Consider the following 26362-nt stretch of genomic DNA (forward strand, 5'->3'; position numbering starts at 1 on the left):
GTGAATAACTGCGGTCAAAGTTTGTAAGCTTTTCCTGCATGCTGTTCCACGTTGTCCGCGAGCAGCGGGCTTTCCGTCAGGGCCTTGATCAATCGGTCGAAGGGCATAGCTACTCGACCACGGCCTTGGCGCAGTTGGGGCTTCCTCGTACTGAGCATTCTATGAAGGCGACTCTTCTGAGGCATGCAATCTGAGACTGAGGCAGGTTTCGAGAAACACGTTAGCATACAGGCGCTTTGCTTGCCTCAGATCCACTTCGGGGACCCTCGAACTCCGCGAGGAGTTCATTGTCCGAGCAACTCCGTAGCGACTGGCCCCGCGCTGCTGCGAGAAAGTCCGCCTATCATGCCTCTTGAAAGTTGGTGTCACTTTGCCTTCTTTGATATCAAAGAAATCATTTCTATGAGAGTGATATCAATGCCTGCGGTCACCGTTCGAAATCTTTCTGACGAAACACATCGGGCTCTCCGGCTACGAGCGGCTCATCGTGGCCGAAGCACCGAGGCCGAGATCCGTGACATTCTTGAGACCGCTGTTCGTCCCCCTGAACGTGTTAAGCTCGGCTCCTTATTGGCGGCTATTGGTCGCGACGCTGAGCTTTCCGACAGCGACGTTGAAGCCCTGCAGAAAAGTCGCGACAAGACGCCTGCTGAACCGATGACCTTCGAATGATCCTGCTGGACACCGATGTCATATCCGAGCCGTGGAAAGCGGCTCCTCATGAGGCGGTGGTGGCCTGGTTGGACGCCCAAGCCATCGAAATGCTGTTTCTTTCCGCAATAACGGTCGCTGAACTTCGCTTCGGGATCGCTGCTATGCCTGCCGGGAAACGGCAAACTATCCTTCGCGACCGTCTTGAGGGCGAAGTGCTGTCTCACTTTTCCGAGCGCGTTCTGCCCTTCGATCTCGCGAGTTCACAGTTTTACTCGGACCTGATGGCTCGCGCACGTGTGTCCGGGAAAGCAATCGGCGCGGCTGTTGGCTACATTGCCGCCACAGCAGCTTCGAACGGCCTCGCAATCGCAACTCGTGACACAAGCCCGTTCGAAGCTGCCGGGCTGGAAGTGATCAATCCCTGGTCCCGATAACGACAGAGTGGATCGAGGTGTCGTAGGTTTGTATCGGTTCAAGACGATAAGCTGGCACCCTATCCTCTTGCTCATTATACTATTTTGAAAAACGGTATAACACCGAAGTCGAGTTTTTGAAGTCCATCGACCCCATATCGGGCGATGCTCGCCGAGATGGGGCAGCGCTCGCTCGACGCCGCTTGGCTTCGTTATCCAGCACCATGCGAATGGCTCGCTTGTCTTTAAGCCTGCAATGTTGCCCCTCTGTGGAGCGCGCGCCTGAGGACGGACAATGATCACGCCGCTGTCTTGCCAATCTTCCAGATGTGTTGATCCTCGGATTGCGGCGGGTCCAGATAATGAAGCGCCGAATAAAGGCTGCGTTTGTTGTAGATCATCCTTGATGAAGTATGGAAGGTGTTCGTCAGCGGCTGTTTCCCGACAAGACGTTCTGGATGAAGTCGGCGGCCTGAGCGTCACCATCGAACGCGCCTTGCGCCCTTCTGTCGCGTCAATCTTATAATTAAATATGCGTTAATGATCATGTGTGAATATTGATAGCGTGACTGGAACGGCAGCAGTGAAACCTGTGGAGGATTGCGGGTGAGTATTCTTGATCGTGGTGGAAATGCTGTCGCGGTGCTTGCCGCTCTGTCGAATTCGCAAGCCATGATCGAGTTTGACTTGTCGGGCAAGATCCTGACGGCCAACGAAAACTTTTGCAGGGCGCTTGGCTACGAGTTGAGGGAGATCGTTGGAAAACATCACAGCATGTTTGTCGAGCCAGCCTATGCATCCTCGGCAGAATACAAGGCTTTCTGGGCAAAGCTGTCGGCCGGGAAATTCGATCAACAGCAATACAAGCGGATTGGAAAAGGCGGGCGCGAGGTCTGGATCGAGGCCTCCTACAATCCCGTATTCCGACGTGGAAAGCCAGTCAAAGTCATCAAGATTGCAACAGACATCACGACGCAGAAGCTGAAGTCTGCCGAGGATGCGGGCAAGATCGACGCGTTGTCCCGCGCACAGGCGATCATCGAATTCACGCCCGCGGGCGAAGTGCTGACCGCGAACGACAATTTCCTCGGCGCCCTTGGGTATTCGCTTGCCGAGATCCAGGGCAAGCATCATTCGATATTCTGTGAGACAGACTACACAAGGTCGGACGCTTACAAGGAATTCTGGCGCAAGCTTTCAAGTGGCCAGTTCGTCGCCGACGAATTCATGCGTGTCGGCAAGGGTGGCCGGAAGGTTTTCATCCAGGCTTCCTACAACCCGATCTTCGACCTGAACGGCAGGGTGTTCAAGGTCGTGAAGTTTGCGACCGATGTCACGGGGCGCGTCGACAATGTCGAACAACTTGCCCGTTGCCTGACCAATTTTGCCGACGGGGACCTGTCGCAGACGATCGAAAAGCCCTTCATTCCTTCGCTGGAACGGCTGCGGACCGACTTCAACAGCGCCTCGGAGAAGCTGAAGGGCGCAATGGCGGCGGTGGCTGAAAACGCCAAGGCGATTTCAGCCGGCTCCAATGAAATTCGCACCGCAGCCGACGATCTGGCAAAGCGCACCGAGCAGCAAGCTGCATCCGTCGAAGAGACGGCGGCGGCCCTCGAGGAGATCACAACGACGGTCAAAGATTCGAGCCGGCGTGCCGAGGAGGCCGGGCGGCTCGTGGCGCGCGCCAGAGACCACGCTGAGCATTCCGGCCAGGTCGTGCGTGACGCGATTGGAGCCATGGACCAGATCGAAACCTCGTCGCGCGAAATTTCCAATATCATCGGTGTCATCGATGAAATTGCCTTCCAGACAAACCTTTTGGCACTCAATGCCGGCGTAGAGGCGGCACGGGCAGGGGAGGCCGGCAAGGGTTTTGCCGTTGTTGCCCAAGAGGTTCGCGAACTGGCTCAGCGGTCCGCGAAAGCTGCCAAAGAGATCAAGAGCTTGATTACGGCCTCCGGTTCCCAGGTCGCAAACGGCGTCGGCCTTGTCACGAATGCCGGATCCGCGCTTCAGGAAATCGCCAGTCAGGTTCACGAAATCAACACCAACGTGGCTGCGATCGTGGAGGCGGCGCGCGAACAATCGACTGCGCTTAACGAGATCAACCAGGCCATCAACACCGTCGATCAGGGAACGCAGCAGAATGCCGCGATGGTCGAGGAGCAGACCGCGGCCAGCCATGGCCTCGCACGAGAGGCTGCAGCCCTCTTCGAGCTTCTTGGACAGTTCCGTTTTGACGGTACCCCGAGATCGAGGCCTTCGTCCACGCAGGGCGATCGCCACCCTGTTCCACCGACGGCTTTGAAAGTCGTTCGTCGCTCGTCCGCCACATCCACCAAACACGGCTCGGCAGCCGTCGCGCTGACATCTGATTGGGAAGAATTCTGATCATCGCAGGAAATTGGATCGGCATGAAAGCTCCTGGCAAGACGCCTACGAACGTCCCGGTGCGGTATTCGGCCATGAGATAATGCAATTTTACACCCCGTCAGCGGCAAGTTCGTCCGCTTCTACGATCCATGAAGGGTCCCACTCACTCGGCACTGCGAGGAGTAAGGTCACATGTCACTTGCAGAAGACGAGAGGCTGAACCTTCTTTACGAAGCAAGCATTCTCGATACGCCGCCGACGACGGAATTCGACGCTATCGTACGTCTTGCCTGCAGCATGTTCGATATGCCGATGGCGTTGGTTTCGTTTGTCGATGAGCACCGGCAATGGTTCAAGGCCCGGCAGGGCTTTCCTTTGAAAGAGGCGCCGCGCGAGCATTCCTTTTGCGGCTACGTCGTGGAAACAGGTTCTCCGCTCGTCGTTGAAGATGCCAGCAGAGACTCCCGTTTTTGCGGAAACACTTTCGTCAGAGACTATTCCGTCCAGTTCTATGCGGGGGTTCCGCTTTCGGAAGGGGAGACGTGTTACGGCGGCTTTTGTGTCCTCGACACCAAGATCCGCCGCTTCAGCGATCGGGATCTCGAACAGCTCCATAGTTTGGCGAGCGTCGTCATGGGCCTTGTCCGGGAGCATCGCCAGCAAAGCCAGCTGAAGGAGCAGCAACGTGAACTGGAGTTGAAGCAGGCGCGGTTCGAACAAACCGAGCGCTCTGCCAAGGTCGGTGGTTTCGAGATGGACCTTAGCACCGGTGCGATCGTCTGGTCTGATCAGATATACCGCACAGTGGGATTGCCGATCGGTAAACGCATGACTTCGGAGGAGGTGATCGGCTGCTATGCTCCCGAAGAACGTGACAGCGTCAGGCGCAGGATCCGCGACGTTCTGAATGGGACAGGCGCCGGCATTGACAGAGAATATCGCATTGTCACGCCAGAAGGCGAGGAACGATGGATTCGCGTCGTGAGCGATATCGAACACCTGCATGGTGAGCCAAGACGTCTGTTCGGCATCGTTCAGGATGTTTCCGAAAAAGTGCGCTATGAGCAACGTCTGCTCCGGGCGGCAAACGCCGATCCCCTTACCGGCCTTGCAAACCGGGCGGCCTACAATGCGCATATGCAGAGACTCGCAGCGGCGGACGCTTCTTCGATCGGTTTGTTGCTGATCGACGTCGATCGTTTGAAGCAAATCAACGACACCCTCGGTCATGCAACCGGTGACCTGCTGTTGAAAGGCGTGGCGTCACGTCTGGACGAGCGCCTCGGGAAGCGTGGAAAGGTATTTCGCCTCGGCGGTGATGAGTTCTGCGTTATCCTGGAAGCACCCGCAAACGCGCGGGGCATGCGTTCACTGGCGCGACATCTGATCGAATATATAGGCCGCCCGCTGGAGGTCGGTGGGTCGACGATAAATGCGGTGATAACCTTGGGCGGTGCGATTTCAGAAGATGAAATGGATGCGGCGACACTGTCGCAAAACGCGGACTTCGCGCTCTACCACGCCAAGGAAACACGGCGCGGCAGCTACGTCCACTATCACCCCAGCCTGCGTTCGACGATCGCCCACCGCATTCAGATCGTCCGGGAGGTGGAACAGGCACTCACGGAACATCGGATGGTGCCGCACTATCAGCCGCTCGTTCGCTGTGCTGACGGTCAGGTATGGGCGTTTGAAGCGCTTGTGAGAATGCAGCGCCCGGACGGCTCAACCGTGTCGGCGGCGCAATTTCATGAGGCATTCACGGACTCGAGCGTGTCTCATCACATCACGACGCAAATGCTGGAGCATGTTGCGACCGATATCCGTAACTGGATGGACCGCGGGCTGGATTTCGGGCGGGTCGGGCTGAATGTCAGCGCCTCGGACTTCATGAGGGGCGATCTGGAAATGAGGATTGTTGCCGCGTTTGCGTCGCGAGGCATCCCGCTGGACAAACTGGTACTTGAAGTGACCGAAACTGTGTTCCTGCAGGGCTTGGAAGACACCGTTGCAACAACGCTGCAGCGTTTGCGGAAAAAAGGTCTGGCTGTAGCGCTCGATGACTTTGGGACGGGCTATGCGTCACTGACGCATTTGCGAAGCCTGCCCGTCGATATCATCAAGATTGACAAAAGCTTTATCGACACCATGCTTGACGATGAATCGAGCCTCGCAATCGTTGAACTGGTGCTCAATCTGGCCCAGAAGCTTAAAATGAAGGTCACCGCGGAAGGTGTGGAGACCCACCGGCAGGCAATATGCTTGCTGGAAATGGGCTGTACCACCCTTCAAGGTTATTTGTTCAGCAAGCCGATGGGCCGCGAAGACGTCGGCAGATACCTATCTGCATTGAAACCACATCTCATCGGGAACTCCGAACGGACGCAGGAGGGCCTTTGCCTTCTCGGATAGAAGGTCAACCGTGGCTGTCGCGAGCACATGCTTAAGTCGACCCGTGCATATCCGGTGGACATGCGGCGAACGCTCCGAGGATGAGAGCCGGTCGCAACGGCTGCTCATTCTCGGCACGACATCTGGGAATGGCGACTTGGGGTAGGGCAGATTGCGCGCTGAAGCAGCCTTACGGTGCGATTTTGACTACGACACGCCCCCTGATTTTGCCCTCCACGATATCCTGAGCGAGGCTCGTAAGCTCGGAGAAGGGCTCGATCCTCGCCAATGTCCCGATCCTTTCTGTTTTCAGGTGTTGGGCCAGGGTCTGCCATGCACGGATCCGTTTGGGCATCGGTGCCATAACGGAATCAATGCCGAGCAGTGCCACGCCGCGCAGGATATGCGGGAGAACCGTTGCCGGCAGGTCTGCGCCTGCCGCAAGGCCGCAGGCAGCAACCGCCCCGCCGTAGACGGTCTGTGAAAGTGCGTTTGCGAGCGTCGTCGAGCCAACGGAATCAACCACGCCGGCCCAGCGCTCCTTTTGTAGAGGGCCGCCCTTTTCTGAAAGCGATGCCCGGTCAACGAAAGCGCTCGCGCCGAGCGATCCGAGATAGTCCCGCGTTTCCGGGCGGCCGGTCGATGCGGTTACTTTGTAACCCTTGTCCGCAAGCAGGCTGATCGCGACCGAGCCGACACCGCCCGCGGCACCGGTCACGAGAATTTCGCGATCATCCTTGGCGATCGTGCCCCAATCCTCAAGTGCATTGACACAAAGCGCCGCCGTGTAGCCGGCAGTTCCAATTGCCATTGCCTGCGAAAGGCTGAAGGTTTCGGGCAACGCGATCAACCATTCCGCTTTCAGGCGCTGAAATCGCGAATATCCTCCCCATTCCGTTTCAGACAGACCCCAGCCGTTGACAATGACCTTGTCGCCGGGCGCCCATTTGTCCGATCGGGATTCAACCACGATTCCGGCAAGGTCGATACCTCCGACCATGGGAGTACGCCGGGCTATCCGTCCTTTGCCGGTTAGGGCCAGACCATCCTTGTAATTGACGGTCGAATAATGAACCTCGACGAGAACATCATGATCCGGCAGATCGGACAGTGAAAGCTGGCTGAAGCCGGCCTGCGGCTTGCCATCGGCCATGTCGATGACCATTGCCTGGAATGTATCGGACATGCGTCCCCCTTCTACACTTGAAATCGGCCGTTCGCCTTGTCAGGTCTGCGACGCGGCCTTCATCCTGTCGCGTGCGTCCATCGCGGTTGCGTAGCTGTTGCGAATGTAGGCCAGCAGGTCCGCCAATGCCCTTGTCGCCGTCTCGGTGTCGCGCTTGGCGACGGCCTCCATGATCTGCCGGTGAAAGCCAGCGACCTTGCGGCGCTCGCGAACCCGGAACACGATCATGTTGGTGATGGGGATGAAGGACTCGATCACCGTGTACATCATCAGCTTCAGCGGGCCATTGCAGGTGGAATCCACCAGCGCGCGATGAAAGCGCACGTCGGATGCACAGAAGTCCTCGTCACTGATCGTCTCGTCGCGCTGGATCTCGATCTCCGCCGCCATTCGCTCCAGATCGACAGCGCCGTGATTTTCGCAGGCGAGCTTGCAGCAGATCGTCTCCGTCTCAAGGCGGGCCGTAATGATCTCGTCGATATCGAAGGCGCCGATGCCGACAAGAAGGGTTGCTGCTGCGGTGATCGCCTTGGAAAGCCCTTCCGGATCCGGGCGCTTGACGAAGTTCCCGCCGAGCGGGCCGCGCCTTGAATGGATGAGGTTTTGCGCTGCCAGACGTTTCAGCGCCTCGCGCACGGTCGGCCGCGATATGCCGAAGCTTCTCGCGAGATCCTCTTCCGTGGGAAGCCGCTCGTCGATCTTCAGGCGGCCATCCATAATCGCGGACTTTATGTTCTCCGCAACCTGCTTGGCGATGCCAGCCCTCACGACCTCATCAAATTTCAACGTCATCGATTGTTGTCCTTGCCTCGATTTCATAGATGCCATGGTCGTTTCGAAAACGCCACTGAAAATTGAATATAGGTTTGACAAATATCGGATAGACGATAACCTGCCCTCGATCCAGACAACCAAGGGGAACGAAATTGGGCGGATCGACTGGTCGGGCGGAGATCGCCCGAGATGCCTGTGCGTCTGTCGGCCGGCATGCAGAATTGCTGCGCCGTCTGAACGGGAGGATCGGTAGTAAGGCCGTTCTCGCTGGCGACGACGTCGGCGACGGCTATCGTGGTGACGCAACCGACGAGCGCGGTGAGCGCCCGATCATTGTTTTCCGGCCCGCCGCTACGGCGGAAGTGTCGGCTATACTTGCAGAATGCAATCGTCTGGGTCAGCCCGTCGTCCTCCAAGGCGGCAGGACGGGCCTTGCTGGCGGGGCGAGGCCTCATGTCGGCGAAGTGTCGCTTTCGCTTGAGCGAATGGTGAACCTGTCGCCGGTGGATGAGAATGCCGCCACCATCATCGCAGAGGCCGGTGTTACGCTTCAGTCGGTACAGGAGGCTGCGGCAGGCTGCGGGCTGTTTTTCGGCGTCGATATCGGCGCGCGCGGCACGTCCACGGTTGGCGGTAATGTTGCCACCAATGCGGGCGGTATTCGTGTCCTGCGCTATGGCATGTACCGGTCCCAGGTTCTGGGGCTTGAGGTTGTGCTGGCGGACGGCTCCGTGCTGACCAGCTTGAAGGGATTGCCCAAGGACAATTCGGGCTTCGATCTCAATCAACTCTTCGTCGGAAGCGAAGGTGTGCTTGGCGTGGTCACGCGGGCCTGTTTGCGGCTGCATCCTGAGCCGCGGTCGCAAGCGAATGCCTTTTGCGGATTGCCGTCGTTAGGTGCCGCTATTGCCCTTCTAAAGCATTTGCGTTCTGCACTCGGCCCGTCGCTGTCGGCCTTCGAAGTGATTTTTCCGAGTGTTTATGAGGGGGTTCTGTCGCTGACCGGTGCTCAGCCTCCTGTTGCGGCAGGTGCCGGGATGTACGCCCTTGTGGAGATGCAGGGGCAGGACGAGGCCGGCGATCAGGAGCGTTTTTCCGAAGCGCTTATGGCTTGCTACGAAAGCGGAATCGTGACGGACGTGGCTGTTTCGGGATCGCTGCGCGAGTATCACGCAATCTGGAAACTTCGCGAGGCTGCCAGCGACTTCATCTTCTCGATGGACCACGTCTCCGGCTTCGATGTCAGCCTGCCTTTGTCCAAGGTACAGGCCTTCCTTGATGCTTCCAGCGACGAGATCGCCGCCGCCGATCCGAATGCCGAGATCTATGTTTTCGGCCATCTCGGCGATGGCAATTTGCATTTTCTTGTCCGCACGCATCATCGTGAGCGGATCGCCGACATAACTCTTTCTGCCGTGATCCGTGCCGATGGCGCGATTTCCGCCGAGCACGGAATTGGCCTTGAGAAGAAGAAGTGGTTGCCTCTGGCGCGAAGTGCCGCCGAGATGAATGCCATGCGCCGCCTGAAGGCCGCCTTCGATCCCAACAGTATTCTCAATCCCGGCCGGGTTTTCGACATGCCGGCGCCGGGCGTGCCGGAGCGTGCATAGATGCAGAACCTGCCCGCCCGCGCATTGCCCAGTGAAAACGGCCCGAGCCTTGATGACCGCTATACGGTCGATCATGGAAAAATCCTCGTGTCTGGCACACAGGCGCTCGTGCGTCTTCCGATGATCCAGCGACAGCGCGATCTGGCAAGAGGCCTCAACACTGCCGGTTACGTCTCCGGTTATCGCGGTTCGCCGCTCGCAAGCTTCGACCGCGAGATGGCGCGCGCCAAGACCTATCTCGACCAGAACCATATCCGCTTTCAGCCCGGCCTCAATGAGGACATGGCGGCGACGGCTGTATGGGGAACACAGCAAACGGCGATGTTCTCCGGCGTCCGCTATGACGGTGTCTTCTCGATGTGGTACGGCAAGGGGCCGGGCGTCGATCGCACCATGGATGTGATCCGGCATGCCAATGCAGTCGGCACCAACCCGAATGGTGGCGTGCTGCTGCTCGTCGGCGACGATCATGGCGCCGTCTCATCGACCTTGCCGCATCAGAGCGAGCACAACCTGATATCGGCCATGGTGCCCTTGCTGTCGCCCGCCGGCATCGCCGAATATATCGACTACGGTTTACTGGGATTTGCGCTTAGCCGCTATTCGGGTGCGTGGATCGGCTTCAAGTGCCAGACAGAGATTGTCGAATGCACGGCAACTGTCGATCTCGATCTGGCTCATCCCGCGATCGTCTATCCGGATGCGCAAGGCAATCTGTCGCTTCGCTGGCCAGACGGGCCGCATGCGATGGAGCGCCGGCTGGAAGACAAGCTTTTTGCCGTCCATAGATTTGCCCGTCACAACGGGCTCGACCGCAGCATCTGGCAGGGGCAGCGCACCAAGGCGCGTCTCGGCATCGTCTCGACCGGCAAGTCCTGGCTCGATCTGATGGGCGCGCTTTCGCGCCTCGGCATAGACGAGCGGCGTGCAGGCGAGCTGGGCATCCGGCTCTACAAGGTGGGCCTTGTCTGGCCAATCGAGCCGGAGGGGATCGCACGGTTTGCCGCCGACGTCGAAACGCTGCTGGTCATCGAAGAAAAGCGTCCGGTCATGGAAGACCAGATCAAAGCTCTGCTCTTCAACATGCCATCCTATGACAGGCCGAGAGTGTTCGGCAAACTCGGGCCGGCGGGCACGCCGCTTCTGTCCGCCGTCGGCGAGATCGATGCGGTGGCCGTCGGGAGGGCCATCCTTGCGGTGCTCGGGCCGCAGGCCGATGATCTCGATAGCCGGTCGCGGGAGATGGAGGCAATTGCTGCAGCCAGCGTGACGGAAAGTCCGGCACTCAGGCGCGATCCGTATTTCTGCTCCGGCTGTCCGCACAGTGTCTCGACCAGACTGCCCGAAGGAAGCCGTGCCTCGACCGGTATCGGATGCCACATGATGGTCATCGGGCTTGAGGATCGGAACACCTCGACCTTTACCCAGATGGGAGGTGAGGGCGGTGCATGGATCGGGCTTTCTCAGTTCACCGATGAAAAGCATATCTTCGTCAATATGGGCGACGGCACCTATTTTCATTCGGGCCTGCTTGCGATCCGTGCAGCGATCGCCGCGAAGGTCAACGCCACTTACAAGATCCTCTATAACGATGCCGTCGCCATGACCGGCGGTCAAAAGCACGACGGTGAGGTCTCTGTTCCCGGTATCGTCGGCCAGATGCTGGCCGAAGGGGCTGCAAGAGTGGCCGTCGTCGCCGAGCGGCCGGAGGTCTGGCAGGGCCGCCTGCCACGCAATGTCACGGTCAACCATCGCGACGAACTCGATCAGGTGCAGCGTGAACTGCGCGAGATCAACGGGGTGACGGTGCTGGTCTACGATCAGGTCTGTGCGGCAGAGAAGCGCCGGCGTCGCAAGCGCGGGGCGCTGGCGGTCTCGGACAAGCGAGCCTTCATCAACGAACTGGTCTGCGAAGGATGCGGCGATTGCTCGGCCGTTTCCAACTGCATCTCGATCGAGCCGCAGGAAACGGAGTTTGGCCGTAAGCGCAAGATCAACCAGTCGAGTTGCAATACCGACCTTTCCTGCATCAAGGGCTTCTGTCCGAGCTTCGTGACAGTGGAGGGCGGAAAGATCAGAAAGCCGGCTGCGAAAGCTCAGCAAGCGACATTCGATGATATGCCGCTACCTGTTCTGACGGATATCGGAGTGCAGCCGTATAACATGCTGTTGGCCGGTATCGGCGGGACGGGGGTGATTACCGTCAGCGCTGTCCTCTCCATGGCGGCGCATCTCGATGGCCTTTTTGTGCAGACGCTGGATCAGACGGGGCTTGCGCAGAAGAACGGGGCTGTCATTTCGCATCTTCGCGTGGCACGGATGGCTGGTGCTTTGTCGTCGGTCCGGATCGGCGTTGGCGAAAGCGATCTGGTGCTCGGCTTCGACATCGTGGTGTCGGCCGGTCGCAATGCGCTATCGACCTTTGGCGCTGGCCGCACGCGCGCCGTTCTCGACAATCACTTCGCGCCGACGGCGTCTTTCGTCCAGAACACGGCGATCGATTTCCAGCAGGAAGCGACGCTGAAAACACTGCGCCGCGCAGCCGGCGAGGATGCTGTTCACCTCGTCTCGGCGACCAAGCTTGGCGCGGCGCTGATGGGCGATGCAATTGCAGCCAACATGTTCCTGCTTGGTCATGCATGGCAGCGCGGCCTGGTGCCGATCAGCCTTGCCTCCATCGATCAGGCGATTGCCCTCAATGGAACCGGCGTTGCGATGAACCGTGCCGCCTTCGGCTGGGGCCGTCGCTCGGCGGTTTCCCCCGATATCGTCGCCAGCGCCGCGGGAACTGATCCAGCCGAGGTCAAGCCCGTCGAGACACTCGACACGATCGTTAAGAGCCGGGAGGCCTTTCTCGCCGCGTATCAGAGCGCCGCCTATGCGCGCCGGTACCGGGCACTGGTCGATGCTGCACGGCAGGTCGAAAACAGGCTCATGGCCGGCGAGGAGCTTGCAATGGCCGTCGCCAAAAACGCCTTCAGGCTGATGGCCTACAAGGACGAATACGAGGTGGCGCGTCTGCACCGCGACCGGAGCTTCAAGGCTGCGATCGAAGCGCAGTTCGAAGGCGACTTCAGCATCAAGCATCATCTGGCGCCACCAATCCTGTCACGGCGGATCGACAAACGCACCGGAAACCCGGCGAAGATCGCCATCCCCCAGAAAGTGATCGGCCCGGCCTTTGCGCTTCTGGAAAAGCTGCGCTTCCTGCGCGGCACGGCGCTCGATCCTTTCGGCTATACCGAAGAGCGCCGGATGGAGCGGCGCCTGATCGCTGACTATGAGGCGATGATCGAGGATCTCACGAGACAGCTTTCCGTCGAAACGCACGGCCATGCCGTAGCACTTGCCCGGCTGCCGGAAGAGATCAAGGGGTTCGGCCCCGTCAAGATGGCGTCGATCGGGCGCTTCGAAAAGAAGATGGCTGCCTTGCTTGCAGCGCCGGCCAATGACGAGAAACGAACAACGACGCCGGATCAGGACGCGGCTAAGAGGAAAAGCATATGAGCACTTCCGAGACCTTCGAGACGATCCTTTACGAGAAGGACGGCCAGGATAAATTCGCGACGATCACCATCAATCGTCCGGAAAAGCTCAATGCGATGAACAAGACGACGGTGCGCGAAATCGACCGCGCCGTCGCCATGGCTGTCGCCGACAAGGAGGTCAACGCGCTCATCATCACGGGGGCGGGCCGCGCATTCTCGTCCGGCTATGATCTTCAGGGTGCCGATTACGATGTCGATATCGAGGACTGGCATGCGGACATGTCGGAGAACGCCCAGGCGCTCCTCAACATCTGGAAGGCACCGATCCCGATCATCGCTTCCGTGAACGGTTATGCGCTTGCGGGTGCGCTTGAGCTGATGATGGCCTGCGATCTGGCCATTGCCGGCGACAATGCGAAGTTTGGTGAGCCGGAGGTGCGGCACAATTCCGGCCCGCCGGCACTGTTCATGCCCTGGCTCTTGGCCACCCGTGACGTGCGCTGGCTGATGTATACAGGTGATGTGGTCGATGCCGAGGAAGCCTTGCGCATGCACCTCATCAACAAGATCGTGCCCGCGCATCAACTGAGGGAAAAGACTGAGAACCTGGCACGCAAGCTGGCCCGCATGCCCGTGCCGGCAATCAAGTTCGCCAAGTCCTCCATCAACAACCAGCAGATGGCCGCTGGCCTGATGACATCCTTCGAATTCAACGTCCACGCCATCGCCGCCCTGCATGTCAGTCGCGACGGGCAGGCGTGGATGCGCAATCTGCAGAAGATGTCGCTGAAGGAATATCTCGAGTTCCGCGATGCCCCGTTCAAGGGGCTAGACTGACCCCGTTTTACGATATCGGCCCGGCGGCACTCATTCAGTACTACCGCCACTGCCGATCAAGGAAGGAGGCTCCAGGATGCAGACGACCACAGCGCCGGATGAGGTGCAGGACAGCATACCGGTCATCGATATCGCACCATTCGTCGCAGGCGCGGAAGCGGGCGGGAAGGTCGTCACTGCCATCGAGGATGCCTGCCGCCGAACCGGCTTCTTCCTCGTTACGGGGCACGGCGTCAGCCCTGAAGTGACAACCCGTCTCTATAACCTCGCTCGCGATTTCTTCGATGAGCCGCAGGAGTGGAAGATCGGGCAGGGAAGGGGGACCTCGATAGAGGGTGGTGTTGCCTTCTCGCCGCTCGCCGACGAGGCGCTTGCAGCGACGCTCGGCATCAAGACCCCGGGCGATTACAAGGAAAGCCTGAACTTTGGCCCGCGCCTGCCCGGCGATCTATGGCCAACCAGGCCGGAAGGGCTGGAACAGGCCTTTGCCGACTACTTCACAGAGATGGAAAAGCTTGCAGGCCATTTACGCCGGGCATTCTGCGAAGCGATAGGCCTCGCCCCGGACTATTTCGAGCCGGCGTTTGAAAACCACCTCTCGGCGCTACGGGTGATCAATTATCCGGAGCAGAAGGAGAGCCCGCTTCCCGGGCAACTCCGCGCCGGCGTTCACACCGATTACGGCTTCATGACTATCCTGCGTTCGGAAGCTTCTCCGGGCGGACTGCAGGTGAAAAACCGGGCCGGTGACTGGCTGGATGCGCCGAATGTCGAGAGCGCCTACGTCATCAATATCGGCGATGCCTTCATGCGCTGGTCCAACGATGAATGGCTGTCCACGCCGCACAGGGTCGCCAATCCGCCTGGTGCTTTCAAGGGGACGACGCGTCGCCAGTCCATCCCGTTCTTCCTCAACCCGTCCAGGGACACCGTGATTGAATGCCTCGCGCCTTTTGCAGCAAAGAGCGCCGCCAAATACGAGCCGATCACCTACGGAGACTACATTTTACTGAAGACCAGCCAGGCCTTCGGCAAAACCTGACGGCAAGAAGCGGAATACCGCCTGCCCGCAATGCATGATCAAGTCAGAACCAGTTTGAGGGAACGTCAATGATGAAGATGAACAGGCGGCAGGTTCTTGCCGGAATGGGTGGAGTAACAGCGGCGGCCATGGTTGGCCTGCCGACATGGGCGCAATCCAAGACACTTGTCGTGCCGACGCTCGGCGGCGCATGGGAACAGTTCTGGCGCCAGACGCTGGCACCGGCCTTCACTGAAAAGAGCGGCGCGCAGGTGACGCTGGATGCGGGCAACGGGCGTGTCTGGAGCGCCAACCTGCGGGCGGCAGGGCCGCAGAAGCCGCCATATTCGATCCTGATGACCAATGAGGCGTTCGCATCGAGCCTGCGCAAGGAAGGCTTCTTCGAAAAGCTTGATCTGGCGAAATTGCCAAACTATGCCGACCTCTATCCGCTTGCCAAGAAGACCGACGGCTGGGGTGCCGTGGCCATGGTATCGCCGATCGGCCTCGCCTATCGCACGGACATGGTCCAGACGCCGCCGAAAGGCTGGAAGGACCTCTGGGACAACCCGGAGTTCAAGGGGCGCATCGGCCTCTACAATTTTGCCAATACGGCCGGCAAGATGGAACTGATGCTGGCATCCAAGATCTTCGGCAAGGATCAATATGATGTAGATGCCGGCTTCAAGGCGCTGGAAAAGCTTGGCCCAGTCATCCAGGCCGATTTCAACCTTTCCACCGGCATCGCATCCGGCGAATTCGTCGTCGCTCCCTTCGATTTCGGCGAGGTGGCGCGTCTGCGCAGCCAGGGCCTTCCGATTGACGTCATCGTGCCGGAAGAGGGGCTTCTGATGTTCGATCAGACCCTCAACATTCTTGCAAACGGCCCCGAGAAGGATCTGGCCTACCAATATGCCAACTTCCTTCTGTCCCCTGAAGGCCAGTTGCCGCTGATGAAGCAGTTCTTCGTCTCGCCAACCAATGCCAAGGTTGTCGTCCCTGACGATCTGAAGAAGGACGTGCCGATTTCCGGCGAAGTGATGGAGAAGATCCTCACCTGGGACTGGGACTTCATGAACGAGAAGCAGGCAGGCTTTGCCGAGACCTGGGCCAAGATCATGAAATGATCGGTGCCTTCTCTATGAGGCAGCAACAACCGGATCGCCTTGCTGGGGCGATCCGGCATTCTCCCCTGACGCAGTGAGATTTGCGGGTACGCCGCACAGACAATCTGGAAGATCGATCATGACCGAGGTGAGCATCGAAGGGCTGACCAAGCATTATGGCGCCTCGCGCGCCGTCAACGGCATTTCCGTCAAGATAGAGCAGGGCGAGTTCATCTCGCTGCTCGGGCCATCGGGATGCGGCAAGACGACAACGCTGAAGATGATTGCCGGTTTCGAGGACGTCACATCCGGCGCCATTCGCTTCGACGGGCAGGATGTCTCGCATGTGCCGGCGGAAAAGCGCGATATCGGCATGGTGTTCCAGAACTATGCGCTCTTCCCGCATATGACCGTGGCGCAGAACCTCGCCTTCGGCCTGGAAATGCGCAGGATTTCGCGGCCAGAAATCGCGATCCGCACCGCCAGGGTTCTGGATATGGTGCAGCTATCCGGATATGCCGACCGCTATCCGCGCCAATTGTCCGGCGGACAGCAACAGCGCGTGGCGCTTGCTCGCGCGCTGGTCATCGAACCGCGTATCCTGTTGCTTGATGAGCCGCTTGCCAATCTCGATGCCAAGCTTCGTGACGAAATGCGTGTCTTCATACGCGACCTGCAGAAGCGCGTGGGCATTACCACGGTCTATGTGACCCACGATCAGGCCGAAGCAATGACGATGTCTGACAGGATCGTCGTGATGTTCGGCGGGCAGATTGCGCAATATGGTGCCCCGTCTGATGTTTATGATCGCCCGGCAAGCCTGGAAGTCGCGCAGTTCGTCGGGCAGGTGAATACGTTGCCCGGTCGCCTGAAGGGCCGGAACGATGACGGAACGTCGGTCGTCGAAACCGTGCTTGGAACGGCGAAGGTCAAAGGAACCCTGCCGTCAAGCGACGGCTCCATCCCCGTCTTGCTGCGGCCGGAGGCCATCGAACTTGCGGCCGCGGGGGATGAGGGCGCGGGTATTATCGCAACGGTTTTGCAGAGCTATTATTCCGGCAGTCTGATCGACTATCGGCTGGTGCTCGAAAGCGGCGAAACACTGAACGTCCAGACCTTTCCGCGAAGCCGCTTCCAGCCGGGTGATCGCGTGAGGGTGAAGGTCGACAGCGAGCGTTTCTGGGTGGCGGGAACGATCGCATGACAGGCCGCGCCAGATCCACCTATCCGCTTCTCCTCATCGCGCCCTCGGCATTGCTCCTCGGGCTGTTTCTTGTTCTGCCCTATCTCAATATTGTGGTGATGAGCCTGCGCAACCCGGCCAACGGCTCGCCCTATGCGCCCGGATTTACGGTCGGCAATTACCTGAGGCTGGCGACCGATACGTTCTACATGCAGCAGGTGGCGAACACGCTCTTGATCGGTCTGGTCACGACTCTTGTTTGCCTCATTCTCGGTTTTCCGGTTGCCTGGCAGCTGTCGCGCGAGAAGATGCGGTTTCGCGGCCTTGCCTATGGGCTGGTGCTGTCGCCGCTTCTCGTCGGCATTGTCATCCGCAGTTATGGGTGGACGATTCTTCTTGGGAATAACGGCATCATCAACAAGACGCTGATGAATTTGGGTTTGATCGATCGTCCGATCGGGCTGATGTACAACGCTCTCGGCATCGTCATTGCGCTCGTCCACGTCTTCCTGCCCTTCATGATCCTGCCGTTGATGAGCGCGCTGCAGGGGATCGATCCGTCGTTAAAGTCGGCCGCACGCTCGCTTGGTGCGGGAAAGCTGACGGTCTTCAGGCGCGTAATCCTGCCGCTGGCCATGCCGGGTATCCAGGCAGGCTGCATTTTGGTGTTCGTGCTTTCAATGAGCGCCTACGTGACCCCCGCCCTGATCGGTGGCCTGAGGGTGAAGACGATGGCAGTCAGCGTCGTTGACGCGCTGATCGACACATTCCAGTGGCCGTTCGGCTCCGCCATGGCACTGATGCTTTCCCTCACCGGAGCGGTGGTCGTCGTGATCTTCGCGCGGCTTACCCGGATGAAATGGAAGATGAGCTGATGTCCAAGCATATGTTGAATGGCTATTGCCTCATCATCTACGGCTTTCTGCTGCTGCCCATTCTCGTGGTCGTCGGTGCCTCCTTCAACGCGGGGGCATTTTTGACCTTTCCGCCGCAGGGCCTCTCATTTCGGTGGTATGTCGTCTTCTTCCATAACGATGTCTTCTGGCGTGCCATCCGAACCTCGCTTTGGGTCGCGGCCGTCTCGACCCTGATTTCCGGTATCATCGGAACGATGGCGGCAATGTTCTACGTGCAGCATGCGGGGCGCTGGAAGGAAAGTGTCCGGCTGGCGATGCTTTTGCCGCTGCTCTTGCCGGAAGTTCTGACAGCGATCTCGCTTCTGTTCTTTGTCTATACGATCGGCATCGGCACGACGACGATGGCTGGCATGCTGATCGGGCATGTGCTCATGACGCTGCCCTTCGTCTTCATCAACGTGTCTGCGGCCATGGAAGCCTATGAACCGTCGTGGAGCCTTGCCGCCCGCAGTCTTGGTGCCGGACCATTCACGCGCTTCAGACGCATCATGCTACCTTTGATCAAGCCCGGCGTCATCGGCGGCTGCCTGTTCGCGTTCATCATCTCGTTCGACCTCTTCACGATATCGTTCATGTTGAAGAATGTCGGAACGGCCACGCTTCCGATTCAGATCTACGATTATCTCAGGACGAACTTCACCCCTGAGGCAGCGGCAGTATCGACCTTGTCCATCGTGATGACGGTTGTCGTGGTCGTGGTCTCCGAAAAACTGTTCGGCCTGCGGATACACCGTTTTTGAACGGTCTTTCGGTCATGCGAAATGGCATTGACGCAGGGCCGACGTTATCTGGAATGAGAATGTTCGCCCATGCTTCGTCCGCATTGGCAATTGCAGGCACAGGCCACGACCAGATGAGTTCCTTGCGCGGACCTCGGCAGTCACCGGTCACACCGTCATCGTGGCGCTGATTATGTCAACCGCACGCGTCCTGTCGCGACGGAGCCGATTTCAATTTCTGCCTAGCGTAGCTTCTCAACGGCGACGGCGAGACACGTCTTGAACGCGGCAAGGTCCGTATAGAGCGCATCCGGCGCCGCGTCTCCGATGATAAGGACGCCACCGCGCCGCTCAATCCCGGCATGCAGCATGAGATTGTCGGCCAGGCCAAAATCCTCGACCGCAATCCCGTTCGGGTCTCGCAGTCGACCTTCAGCATCATACGCGACGGCCCCGCCGTAGAGATCGCTCACTCGTCCGCCGTGATCGCGGGCCACATTCGTGTAGGCGAATACAGGCTTGCCGCTTGCGCACATAAAGCCGAGTTCGAAGGCCGTCCCCGTATCGGCGGCGATGCCACGAAAAGGCGTCAGATTGGCGATGATCGCTTCAGCCTCGATCATCATCTTCTCGTCCACCGCGTTTATCGCCGCGGCCCGCTCGCGCTTCGAGTTCGTGTGGGGGATTTCCAGATCACCTGGGGAAAGCGGGAGAAGTCCCGCCTCACGGGCAAGTGCTGCTTTGCGGTCGAGCATTTCACGGGCGTTGGGAAGGAAGACCTCGGGACCGGCCAGATAAACTTTTCTTGTCATAAACTGCACCTAAACGGAATGGGCTCGACTACCAAAATACCTTCCTCGCTGTACAGCGAAGAAGGATCACAATCCAGTGGGTGAAAACGCCCACCGAGCAAGGCCGCGCATTAGCGTGCATTCAGATCGCGCAACGGCGCCGCGGTCCCATGATGCGGAGTAGACAGCGCGTTCGTGACGTTAAGATTGCGCTCACGTCTCTAGGTCAACGCGTTGTGAAACTGAACACCTCTGGCGCCTTGCAGCGGTTCAGGGCATCCTATGAGGGCTGAGAATTGTGTTTATGGCAGTTGGAGGAATGCCGATGCGCTGCTTTACCGTGCTTGGACCCTCGCAGACCGGAAAATCAACAGTCGTGGAAAAGCTCGGCTCCCTGGAGGGGGCGCCGAGAAAATCCAGGTCCCCTTATGGATTGAACCTCACAGAATTCACCTTTGGAAACGAGGCGTGGTGTGCGCTGGATGCGCCAGGACCGAACGAAGCGCTGGCTCATGCACAGCACGCGCTTCTTGCCAGCGATGCCTGCATCCTGTGCGTTTCGTCGGCCCCCGAGGAGGCTGTGCTCGCCGCGCCCTATCTGCGGATAGTCGAAGCCTCGGGGACGCCGTGCATCCTCTTCGTCAACCGAATGGACGAACCGAGAGGGCGGCTGAGGGACGTGATCGCCGCGCTTCAAGACTACGCCAACCACACGCTTCTGCTTCGCCAGATCCCGATCCGCGAGGGGGACAGGATCGTAGGCAGTTGCGATCTGATTTCGGAACGGGCGTGGCGCTACCGGGAAGGGCAGACTTCGGCGCTGATCGCAATCCCCGAAAGCGCCGCCGACCGCGAGCACGAAGCGCGCAGCGAACTCCTGGAACACCTGTCCGAATTCGATGACTGGCTTCTCGATGAACTGATCGAAGATCGCGAGCCGCCCAGCGACGCGCTCTATGCCATTTCGTCGCGGGTTCTCAGGGAAAACAGGATTATTCCAGTCCTGATCGGTGCCGCAAGTCACGGCAACGGCATGATGAGGCTGATGAAGGCGCTGCGCCACGAGGCGCCGCCGGTAGGGGTTCTTCGACAGCGCCTGGCCCGTGCGGGCAATGTCGATGAAAACAAGCTGACCGCCGTGAGCTTCCATGCTTATCATCGCCAGAATATCGGCAAGACGGTGCTGGTGCGTGCGTTTGGTGAGGGACTGCGGCAAGGCGCATTACTAGGTGGCTCCAGCCTCGGCGCCGTGCAGGATCCCGCAAACGGACGGTCGAACTCGGCGATCGTGCCTGCATCGGGGGATGTCTTCGCAACGGTCAAGTCCGACCACTTGCCCGTCCCGTCGCTGTTGACATCAGACGCGACGGTCGCCCCACCCGAATGGACCGAGCCACCTACGCCGATGCTTGAACGGATCCTGGTCCCGGGCAGCGAACGCGATGAAAACAAGCTCTCCGAAACGCTGGCAAAACTCTCCGAGACGGATCGCGGTCTTGTCGTTTTGCAGGAGGAAGGCACTGGCGCCCAGCTCGTCCGCGCCCAGGGCCCGGTCCATCTGCGCGATCTCTGCCGAACCCTGTCGGACGTCTTCCACATCGACGTAACCGATCGAACGCCCAGCCCGATCTACCGCGAGACGATCGCAAAGCCGTCCGAGGTTCACTACCGGCATCGCAAACAGACCGGCGGTGCCGGGCAATTCGCGGATGTAAAGCTGAGCATTCGCCCCAACGAGCGCGGCCGGGGCTTCACCTTCAGCGAAACCGTCAAGGGTGGCGTCGTCCCGCGCAACTACATCCCTGCCGTCGAAGCAGGTGCGCGCGAAGCGATGGAGAAAGGGCCGCTCGGCTTCCAGGTCATCGACGTCGGCGTAACGCTGTTCGATGGTCAGCACCATGCCGTCGACAGTTCGGAACACGCCTTCAGGACTGCATCGAAAATGGGAGTGCGACAGGCGCTTTCGGAAGCGTCGGCCGTCTTGATGCAACCAGTGTTCCGCATTGAAATTCACATTCCGTCGACCTATTCCGGCAGCCTCGTCCAGATCGTCTCCACTCTCAAGGGTCAGGTTCTCGGCTTCGACCGGGATGAAACCGCTAAGGGATGGGACATCTTCCGGGCACTTATTCCGGGCGGCGCACTTGACGATCTGGCGCGCGCGCTGCGCTCGGCGACGCAGGGCATCGGTTACTTTTCCAAGACCTTCGATCACTTCGAGGAGCTATACGGCAAGGAAGCGGACGCCATCGTGAGGGCACACGATCAGGAACCGGGCGTTGCACACTGAAACGTTCGCGCCACTTCATGCTCGTTCGCAGAATGGGGCTCATGTCGTTTGCCGGTTAACCGGGTTCTTCTTCACTTTGTGTGGAGCGGTGGCAGCATTCGTGCCCTCAGCAGTCCGGGACCTGCCCGACCGTACATTGCGCGCTTGGGAGTCTTGAGGCGGTTGATCTGGCCTTCGGCCTGTCCGTTGCTCCAGGGCACCTCGATGATGTTGCTGACGGTGCCGATGTCGCCTCAACTCGTAGATTTCGCAGGGGCAGCGACTCGCTTCTTCAGATCGCTGGTTCGAGTCCTCTCAAGAGCGAACATCTGACCTTACGGCAGCTGAGAGCCGGTCACGGCGACGTAGAGCGAATAGAGCGAGCGCGTTGCCGCGATGAACAGCCGATTGCGTTTGGGTCCGCCGAAGGTGAGGTTCGCAACGGTTTGCGGTACACGGATCTTGCCGATCAGTCTGCCCGTCGGGTCGAAGCAATGCACGCCATCGCCGGCGCTCGACCAGAGGTTACCGTTCGCGTCTGTACGGATGCCGTCGGGGATGCCTGTGTCGATGAGACAGAAGACGCGGCCGTTTGCGAGCCGTCTGCCGTCCTCCACGTAAAACGCCCGGATGTGGCGTGGCAGGCTTTCGTCATGGCTTGCTGCCGAATCCGCAACGTAGAGGATCGTTTCGTCTGGTGAGAAGGCAAGGCCGTTCGGCTGGATGAAATCCGTGGCGACAGCCGCAAGTTCGCCGGTCGTGGGATCGAGCCGGTAGACGTTGCGGCTCGCCTGCTCCGGCTCGGCCTGGTAGCCTTCGTAATCCGACATGATGCCGTAGGTGGGATCGGTGAACCAGATCGTGCCGTCCGATTTCACCACCACGTCGTTCGGCGAATTGAGCGGTGCACCCTCAAAACGGTCGGCGAGCACGGTGATCGATCCATCGATCTCGGTGCGCGTGACGCGGCGTCCGCCATGCTCGCAGGAGATGAGCCGGCCCTGCCGGTCGCGCGTGTGGCCGTTTGCGAAGTTGGAGGGTTGCCGATAGACGGAGACGCCGCCTTCGGGCGTCCATCGCAGCATCCGCTGGTTTGGAATGTCGCTCCAGAGTAGCTGGTTGGCGTCGTTGAACCAGACGGGACCCTCCGCCCAGCGGCAGCCGGAATAGAGTTCGTCAAGGCCGGCGCTCGTCACGATCAACTGCCGGAAGCGCGGATCATGGATTTCGTAGATGCTGGCCTCGGCCATTGCGGTCTTCCCTTTATCGCATGCCGGCCCGACGGCCGCCGGCGAGCATGATGACGCTGATGATGATGAGACCGGTCATGATGAGGCGGACCCCCGCACCGACCCCGTAGGTGTTAAGCATGGAAACAACAAGGAACATGAAGAGCGATGCGCCCCAGATGCCCGGCACGTTGGAATCGCCGCCGGCGACCGCCGTGCCGCCGATCACGACGACGGCGATCGACATCAAGAGATATTCCGAGCCCATGTTGAGCGCCGCGCCGCCGGAGAAGCACGCGAGCAGATAGCCCGCGACCGATGCGAGCACGGCGCAGAAGAGATAGGTGACGAAGCGCGTCCCATCGACCGGTATCCCGGCCATGCGCGCGGCCGGCATGCTCTGGCCGATCGCTGAAATCCAGCGTCCATAAATCGTCTTCTCGAGCAGGAACCAGGCAAAGAGCGAGACCAGGAGAGCAACGATCGCGACGTTGGGTACGCCGAGCGTGTTCGACGTGGTGAATTCCGCCAGCACGCTCGGAGGCTTGATGCGCAAGCCCCGGTTCGTCCAGATCGCGGCGGACTGCACGATGAAGCTCGTCGAAAGTGTCGCGATGATTGGCGGAATGCGCAGCGCCTTGATGAGCGCATAGTTGCAGAGGCCGACGACGAGGCCGACGACGACGGCGACGAGAAGCCCGGGCAGGATCATGCCGTTTTCAACATTCATCAGCTTCAGCGCCACGGTGCCGGCAAGCGTCATTGTAGCCGGAACCGAGAGGTCGATATTGCCGGGGCCGAGCGTGATGACGAACATCTGTCCGATGCCGACGATGACGGAGAAGGCGGCGAAGGTGAGTGCTGCCTGCGACAGACCAAGCGTGCTGGCGCCGAGCGTCACCATGATCGTCAGGAACCAGACGATGAAAGCGGCAAGCCACGACCAGATCCAGGGCTTGGCGAACAGGCGGAGCAGCGGGGTCATCGGCGCTTCTCCTGCTTCTCCAGGCGGTTCAGCATCAGGCGGAGCGCCAGCACGATAATCAGGATCGCGCCCTGAGCCCCGATCTGCCAGTCGGGCGAAATGCGTAGGAAGGACAGGAACGAGCCGGCAAGTGTCAGCGTCAGCGCGCCGATGACGGCGCCGATCGGCGAGACGCGGCCACCGATGAACTCGCCGCCGCCAAGGATCACGCCGGCAATCGACAAAAGCGTATAACGCAGCGCGATATTGGCATCGGCCGAAGTGGTCAGGCCGACGAGGGCGATGCCGGCGAGCACAGCAAAGAGTCCGGCAAGACCATAGGCGCCAGCGCGCGCCGCCACGATCGACCAGCCGGCGCGCTCGACCGATCGCTGATTGCCGCCGATGCCGCGGATCAGGACGCCGAGCGAGGAGCGAATGACGAGAAGATGGGCGACGGCGGCGATGGCGATGCTCGCGACGATCGCCATCGGCGCCAGAGGCGGCCTGACGGTCATCAGCCAGCGCACCCAGTCCGGCGCCTGCCCGCCAGGTGCCGGCAGCAGCAGCACGGCGAGGCCGCCCCAGACGAAACTCATGCCGAGTGTCACGACGATGGACGGCAGGTTGCGCAGGTAGATGATGACACCGAGGCCCGCATAGGCCGCGATCGCTCCCGCAAGGATCAGGACGCCGGTCACGGGGGCATCGCGCAGAAAGGTTGCGGTTACGCAGGCGACGAAGCTGACGAAGGTGCCCATAGAGAGATCGAGATCGTTCACCGCCATGACAAGCATCTGGGCGATCGTGGCGAGCGCGATGGGTACGGCCAGGTTGAAAAGCAGATTGAGCCCGACATAGCTCACGGCGCGCGGTTGCATCCAGAAGACGGCGGCGAGCAGCAGCGTCAGCGACAAGGCGGGAATGGCAAGACGCATGGCGTCGGACGAAAGCCGGAACGTCATGCGGCGACCCCTTCGAAGGAGGCCGCGATGATATTCGTCTCGTTGACGGTATTGCCGGCGAGTTCGGCCTTGATGCGGCCTTCGCGGAAGACATAAACGCGGTCGCAGAGGCGGATCTCGTCCATTTCGGTCGAATACCAGATGAAGGTGCGGCCGCGCGCGGCTTCCTCACGGATGATGGCGTAGACTTCCTGCTTCGTCCCGACGTCGACGCCGCGCATCGGATCGTCCATCAGGACAACGGGCGCGCGTGTCGCAAGTGCGCGTGCAAAGAGCACCTTCTGCTGGTTGCCGCCGGAAAGCGACAATATGCGGTTTGCCATATCAGGCGTGCGGATCTCGATCCGCCGCTTCCAGTCGGCGCCTTTCCTCTCCTCTTCAGCTGCGAGGATGAGGCCGCGCCGCGACAGGTCACCGAGCGAGGCGATGGAAAAATTGCGCAGGATGCTCCACAGTTCGAAAACGCCGTTGAGGCGGCGGTCGCCGGCGACGAAGGTGACGAGCGGATCGCGCTCGGGAAGCCATTGGCCGGATCGGGCGGCATGGAGAGCGAGCAACAGCTCGGTCTGCCCGTGGCCAGCCAGTCCCGCCAGTCCGATGATCTCGCCCTGACGCGCCGCGAAGGCAAGGCCCGCCGCCTGATGGGACAGAATGACCGGTGCAGTGGATTGTTCGCGCGCCGAGTGCTGGCCGGCCTCCTCCTTCGCAACGGTGCCCATGGCTTCCACCAGGCCGTGGTGATCGAACCCGTTCGCCGGACGTTCGGTGACGACGCGGCCGTCCTTCATGACAACGATGCGGTCGGAGGTTTCGAGGATCTCGTGCAGAATGTGCGAGATGAAGATGACAGAGCCGCCGCCAGCGACGAAGCGGCGGACATGACCGAGCATCTGGCGTGCAAGGCTTGCATCGAGCGACGAGGTCGGTTCGTCGAGGATCACCAGCCGCGGCGCAATGCCGGCGTCGGAAAACGCCATGGCGATCTCCACCATCTGCCGTTCGGCGATCGAAAGATCTCCGACGACCCGGCCGCTGGCGATACCGTGGCCGGGAAAGACCATGTCGAGGCTCTTCTCGATAATTTTCGCGGCACGCTTGCGCCAGCCGAAGCCGCCGAGATCGCGGTGCATGATGCGCGTATTCTCGACGATGGAGAGGTTGGGGCAGAGCGAAAGTTCCTGGAAGACGCAGCGCACGCCGCGAGCGCGCGCCGCGTTGATGCCGTAACGTTCCAGCCGCTCGCCGTCGCTCGCAATGCTTCCCTCGTGGGGCGTGAGACCGCCGTTGATAACGCTGACGATCGTGGATTTGCCGGCGCCATTATGGCCGACAAGCCCGACGCATTCGCCCGGCATGACGCGAAGCGTCACGCCGTCGAGCGCCCTGACCGCACCGAAGCTCACCTTCGCGCCATCGACGGCGATCACCGCCTGCAAAACCTCATTCATGCTGCCTGCCACATCTGCTTT

20 protein-coding genes are annotated in these 26362 nt (G+C 60.0%); 13 read left to right on the forward strand and 7 right to left on the reverse strand.

The window, feature by feature from the left end; translation table 11 throughout:
* Positions 1-417: 417 nt before the first annotated feature.
* From KQ933_RS23305 to KQ933_RS23320, 4 genes are all read left to right on the forward strand, one after another.
* The gene (locus tag KQ933_RS23305; protein ID WP_216760786.1) at positions 418-672 is read left to right on the forward strand and encodes a plasmid stabilization protein; all 255 of its coding nucleotides are present in this window, start codon (positions 418-420) and stop codon (positions 670-672) included.
* Complete coding sequence (locus KQ933_RS23310) at positions 669-1088, forward strand: type II toxin-antitoxin system VapC family toxin (protein ID WP_216760195.1); 420 nt, start codon at positions 669-671, stop codon at positions 1086-1088. The genes KQ933_RS23305 and KQ933_RS23310 overlap by 4 nt, the downstream gene beginning before the upstream one ends.
* Before the next feature lie 585 nt (positions 1089-1673).
* Positions 1674-3461 (forward strand): PAS domain-containing methyl-accepting chemotaxis protein, encoded by a 1788-nt coding sequence (locus KQ933_RS23315; protein ID WP_216760196.1) that lies wholly within the window; start codon positions 1674-1676, stop codon positions 3459-3461.
* A 174-nt stretch (positions 3462-3635) separates the two neighbouring features.
* Complete coding sequence (locus tag KQ933_RS23320) at positions 3636-5855, forward strand: EAL domain-containing protein (protein WP_216760197.1); 2220 nt, start codon at positions 3636-3638, stop codon at positions 5853-5855.
* Between the two features lie 169 nt (positions 5856-6024).
* On the opposite strand, the gene KQ933_RS23325 is transcribed toward KQ933_RS23320, so the two are convergent.
* Positions 6025-7020 carry an MDR family oxidoreductase gene (locus KQ933_RS23325; protein ID WP_216760198.1) on the reverse strand — a complete coding sequence of 332 codons (996 nt, stop codon included), beginning with the start codon at positions 7018-7020 and terminating at the stop codon, positions 6025-6027.
* 39 nt (positions 7021-7059) lie between these two features.
* Entirely contained in the window at positions 7060-7812 is a 753-nt protein-coding gene (locus KQ933_RS23330; protein WP_216760199.1) for a FadR/GntR family transcriptional regulator, read from the reverse strand.
* 134 nt (positions 7813-7946) lie between these two features.
* Between KQ933_RS23330 and KQ933_RS23335 the strand changes: the two genes are divergently transcribed.
* From KQ933_RS23335 to KQ933_RS23370, 8 genes are all read left to right on the forward strand, one after another.
* Positions 7947-9404 carry an FAD-binding oxidoreductase gene (locus KQ933_RS23335; protein WP_253958403.1) on the forward strand — a complete coding sequence of 486 codons (1458 nt, stop codon included), beginning with the start codon at positions 7947-7949 and terminating at the stop codon, positions 9402-9404.
* Entirely contained in the window at positions 9405-12911 is a 3507-nt protein-coding gene (locus KQ933_RS23340) for an indolepyruvate ferredoxin oxidoreductase family protein (RefSeq protein WP_216760200.1), read from the forward strand.
* Complete coding sequence (locus KQ933_RS23345; RefSeq protein WP_216760201.1) at positions 12908-13729, forward strand: enoyl-CoA hydratase/isomerase family protein; 822 nt, start codon at positions 12908-12910, stop codon at positions 13727-13729. Before KQ933_RS23340 ends, KQ933_RS23345 begins: the two co-directional genes overlap by 4 nt.
* A gap of 76 nt (positions 13730-13805) precedes the next feature.
* Positions 13806-14771 (forward strand): isopenicillin N synthase family oxygenase, encoded by a 966-nt coding sequence (locus KQ933_RS23350; RefSeq protein WP_216760202.1) that lies wholly within the window; start codon positions 13806-13808, stop codon positions 14769-14771.
* A gap of 68 nt (positions 14772-14839) precedes the next feature.
* Positions 14840-15877, forward strand: coding sequence for a PotD/PotF family extracellular solute-binding protein (locus KQ933_RS23355; protein WP_216760203.1), 1038 nt, complete (start codon positions 14840-14842; stop codon positions 15875-15877).
* Positions 15878-15995: 118 nt separating this feature from the next.
* Positions 15996-17060, forward strand: a complete 1065-nt coding sequence (locus KQ933_RS23360; RefSeq protein ID WP_216760204.1) for an ABC transporter ATP-binding protein — start codon at positions 15996-15998, stop codon at positions 17058-17060.
* Positions 17057-17914: an ABC transporter permease gene (locus KQ933_RS23365; RefSeq protein ID WP_216760205.1), complete on the forward strand. Its 858-nt coding sequence runs from the start codon at positions 17057-17059 to the stop codon at positions 17912-17914. Before KQ933_RS23360 ends, KQ933_RS23365 begins: the two co-directional genes overlap by 4 nt.
* Positions 17914-18696, forward strand: coding sequence for an ABC transporter permease (locus KQ933_RS23370; RefSeq protein ID WP_216760206.1), 783 nt, complete (start codon positions 17914-17916; stop codon positions 18694-18696). The genes KQ933_RS23365 and KQ933_RS23370 overlap by 1 nt, the downstream gene beginning before the upstream one ends.
* Before the next feature lie 221 nt (positions 18697-18917).
* On the opposite strand, the gene KQ933_RS23375 is transcribed toward KQ933_RS23370, so the two are convergent.
* Entirely contained in the window at positions 18918-19487 is a 570-nt protein-coding gene (locus KQ933_RS23375) for a nucleoside 2-deoxyribosyltransferase (protein ID WP_216760207.1), read from the reverse strand.
* A gap of 304 nt (positions 19488-19791) precedes the next feature.
* Here KQ933_RS23375 and KQ933_RS23380 point away from each other — a divergent pair, with 304 nt between their 5' ends.
* Positions 19792-21756, forward strand: coding sequence for an elongation factor G (locus KQ933_RS23380; RefSeq protein ID WP_216760208.1), 1965 nt, complete (start codon positions 19792-19794; stop codon positions 21754-21756).
* A 314-nt stretch (positions 21757-22070) separates the two neighbouring features.
* On the opposite strand, the gene KQ933_RS23385 is transcribed toward KQ933_RS23380, so the two are convergent.
* The 4 genes from KQ933_RS23385 to KQ933_RS23400 are packed head-to-tail and all read right to left on the reverse strand — an operon-like array spanning position 22071 to position 26341.
* Complete coding sequence (locus KQ933_RS23385; protein ID WP_216760209.1) at positions 22071-22985, reverse strand: SMP-30/gluconolactonase/LRE family protein; 915 nt, start codon at positions 22983-22985, stop codon at positions 22071-22073.
* 13 nt (positions 22986-22998) lie between these two features.
* The gene (locus tag KQ933_RS23390) at positions 22999-23949 is read right to left on the reverse strand and encodes an ABC transporter permease (RefSeq protein ID WP_216760210.1); all 951 of its coding nucleotides are present in this window, start codon (positions 23947-23949) and stop codon (positions 22999-23001) included.
* On the reverse strand, positions 23946-24893 hold the full coding sequence (locus KQ933_RS23395) for an ABC transporter permease (RefSeq protein WP_216760211.1): 948 nt from the start codon (positions 24891-24893) through the stop codon (positions 23946-23948). The genes KQ933_RS23390 and KQ933_RS23395 overlap by 4 nt, the downstream gene beginning before the upstream one ends.
* Positions 24890-26341: a sugar ABC transporter ATP-binding protein gene (locus tag KQ933_RS23400; protein WP_216760212.1), complete on the reverse strand. Its 1452-nt coding sequence runs from the start codon at positions 26339-26341 to the stop codon at positions 24890-24892. Before KQ933_RS23400 ends, KQ933_RS23395 begins: the two co-directional genes overlap by 4 nt.
* Positions 26342-26362: the final 21 nt, after the last annotated feature.

This window comes from Rhizobium sp. WYJ-E13, assembly GCF_018987265.1.
GTDB lineage: Bacteria > Pseudomonadota > Alphaproteobacteria > Rhizobiales > Rhizobiaceae > Rhizobium.

Coding starts and splice junctions, on each gene's coding strand:
- KQ933_RS23305 (WP_216760786.1), top strand. CDS start 418: ATGCCTGCGGTCACCGTTCGAAATCTTTCTGACGAAACACATCGGGCT.
- KQ933_RS23310 (WP_216760195.1), top strand. CDS start 669: ATGATCCTGCTGGACACCGATGTCATATCCGAGCCGTGGAAAGCGGCT.
- KQ933_RS23320 (WP_216760197.1), top strand. CDS start 3,636: ATGTCACTTGCAGAAGACGAGAGGCTGAACCTTCTTTACGAAGCAAGC.
- KQ933_RS23325 (WP_216760198.1), bottom strand. CDS start 7,020: ATGTCCGATACATTCCAGGCAATGGTCATCGACATGGCCGATGGCAAG.
- KQ933_RS23330 (WP_216760199.1), bottom strand. CDS start 7,812: ATGACGTTGAAATTTGATGAGGTCGTGAGGGCTGGCATCGCCAAGCAG.
- KQ933_RS23340 (WP_216760200.1), top strand. CDS start 9,405: ATGCAGAACCTGCCCGCCCGCGCATTGCCCAGTGAAAACGGCCCGAGC.
- KQ933_RS23345 (WP_216760201.1), top strand. CDS start 12,908: ATGAGCACTTCCGAGACCTTCGAGACGATCCTTTACGAGAAGGACGGC.
- KQ933_RS23350 (WP_216760202.1), top strand. CDS start 13,806: ATGCAGACGACCACAGCGCCGGATGAGGTGCAGGACAGCATACCGGTC.
- KQ933_RS23355 (WP_216760203.1), top strand. CDS start 14,840: ATGATGAAGATGAACAGGCGGCAGGTTCTTGCCGGAATGGGTGGAGTA.
- KQ933_RS23360 (WP_216760204.1), top strand. CDS start 15,996: ATGACCGAGGTGAGCATCGAAGGGCTGACCAAGCATTATGGCGCCTCG.
- KQ933_RS23365 (WP_216760205.1), top strand. CDS start 17,057: ATGACAGGCCGCGCCAGATCCACCTATCCGCTTCTCCTCATCGCGCCC.
- KQ933_RS23370 (WP_216760206.1), top strand. CDS start 17,914: ATGTCCAAGCATATGTTGAATGGCTATTGCCTCATCATCTACGGCTTT.
- KQ933_RS23375 (WP_216760207.1), bottom strand. CDS start 19,487: ATGACAAGAAAAGTTTATCTGGCCGGTCCCGAGGTCTTCCTTCCCAAC.
- KQ933_RS23380 (WP_216760208.1), top strand. CDS start 19,792: ATGCGCTGCTTTACCGTGCTTGGACCCTCGCAGACCGGAAAATCAACA.
- KQ933_RS23385 (WP_216760209.1), bottom strand. CDS start 22,985: ATGGCCGAGGCCAGCATCTACGAAATCCATGATCCGCGCTTCCGGCAG.
- KQ933_RS23390 (WP_216760210.1), bottom strand. CDS start 23,949: ATGACCCCGCTGCTCCGCCTGTTCGCCAAGCCCTGGATCTGGTCGTGG.
- KQ933_RS23395 (WP_216760211.1), bottom strand. CDS start 24,893: ATGACGTTCCGGCTTTCGTCCGACGCCATGCGTCTTGCCATTCCCGCC.
- KQ933_RS23400 (WP_216760212.1), bottom strand. CDS start 26,341: ATGAATGAGGTTTTGCAGGCGGTGATCGCCGTCGATGGCGCGAAGGTG.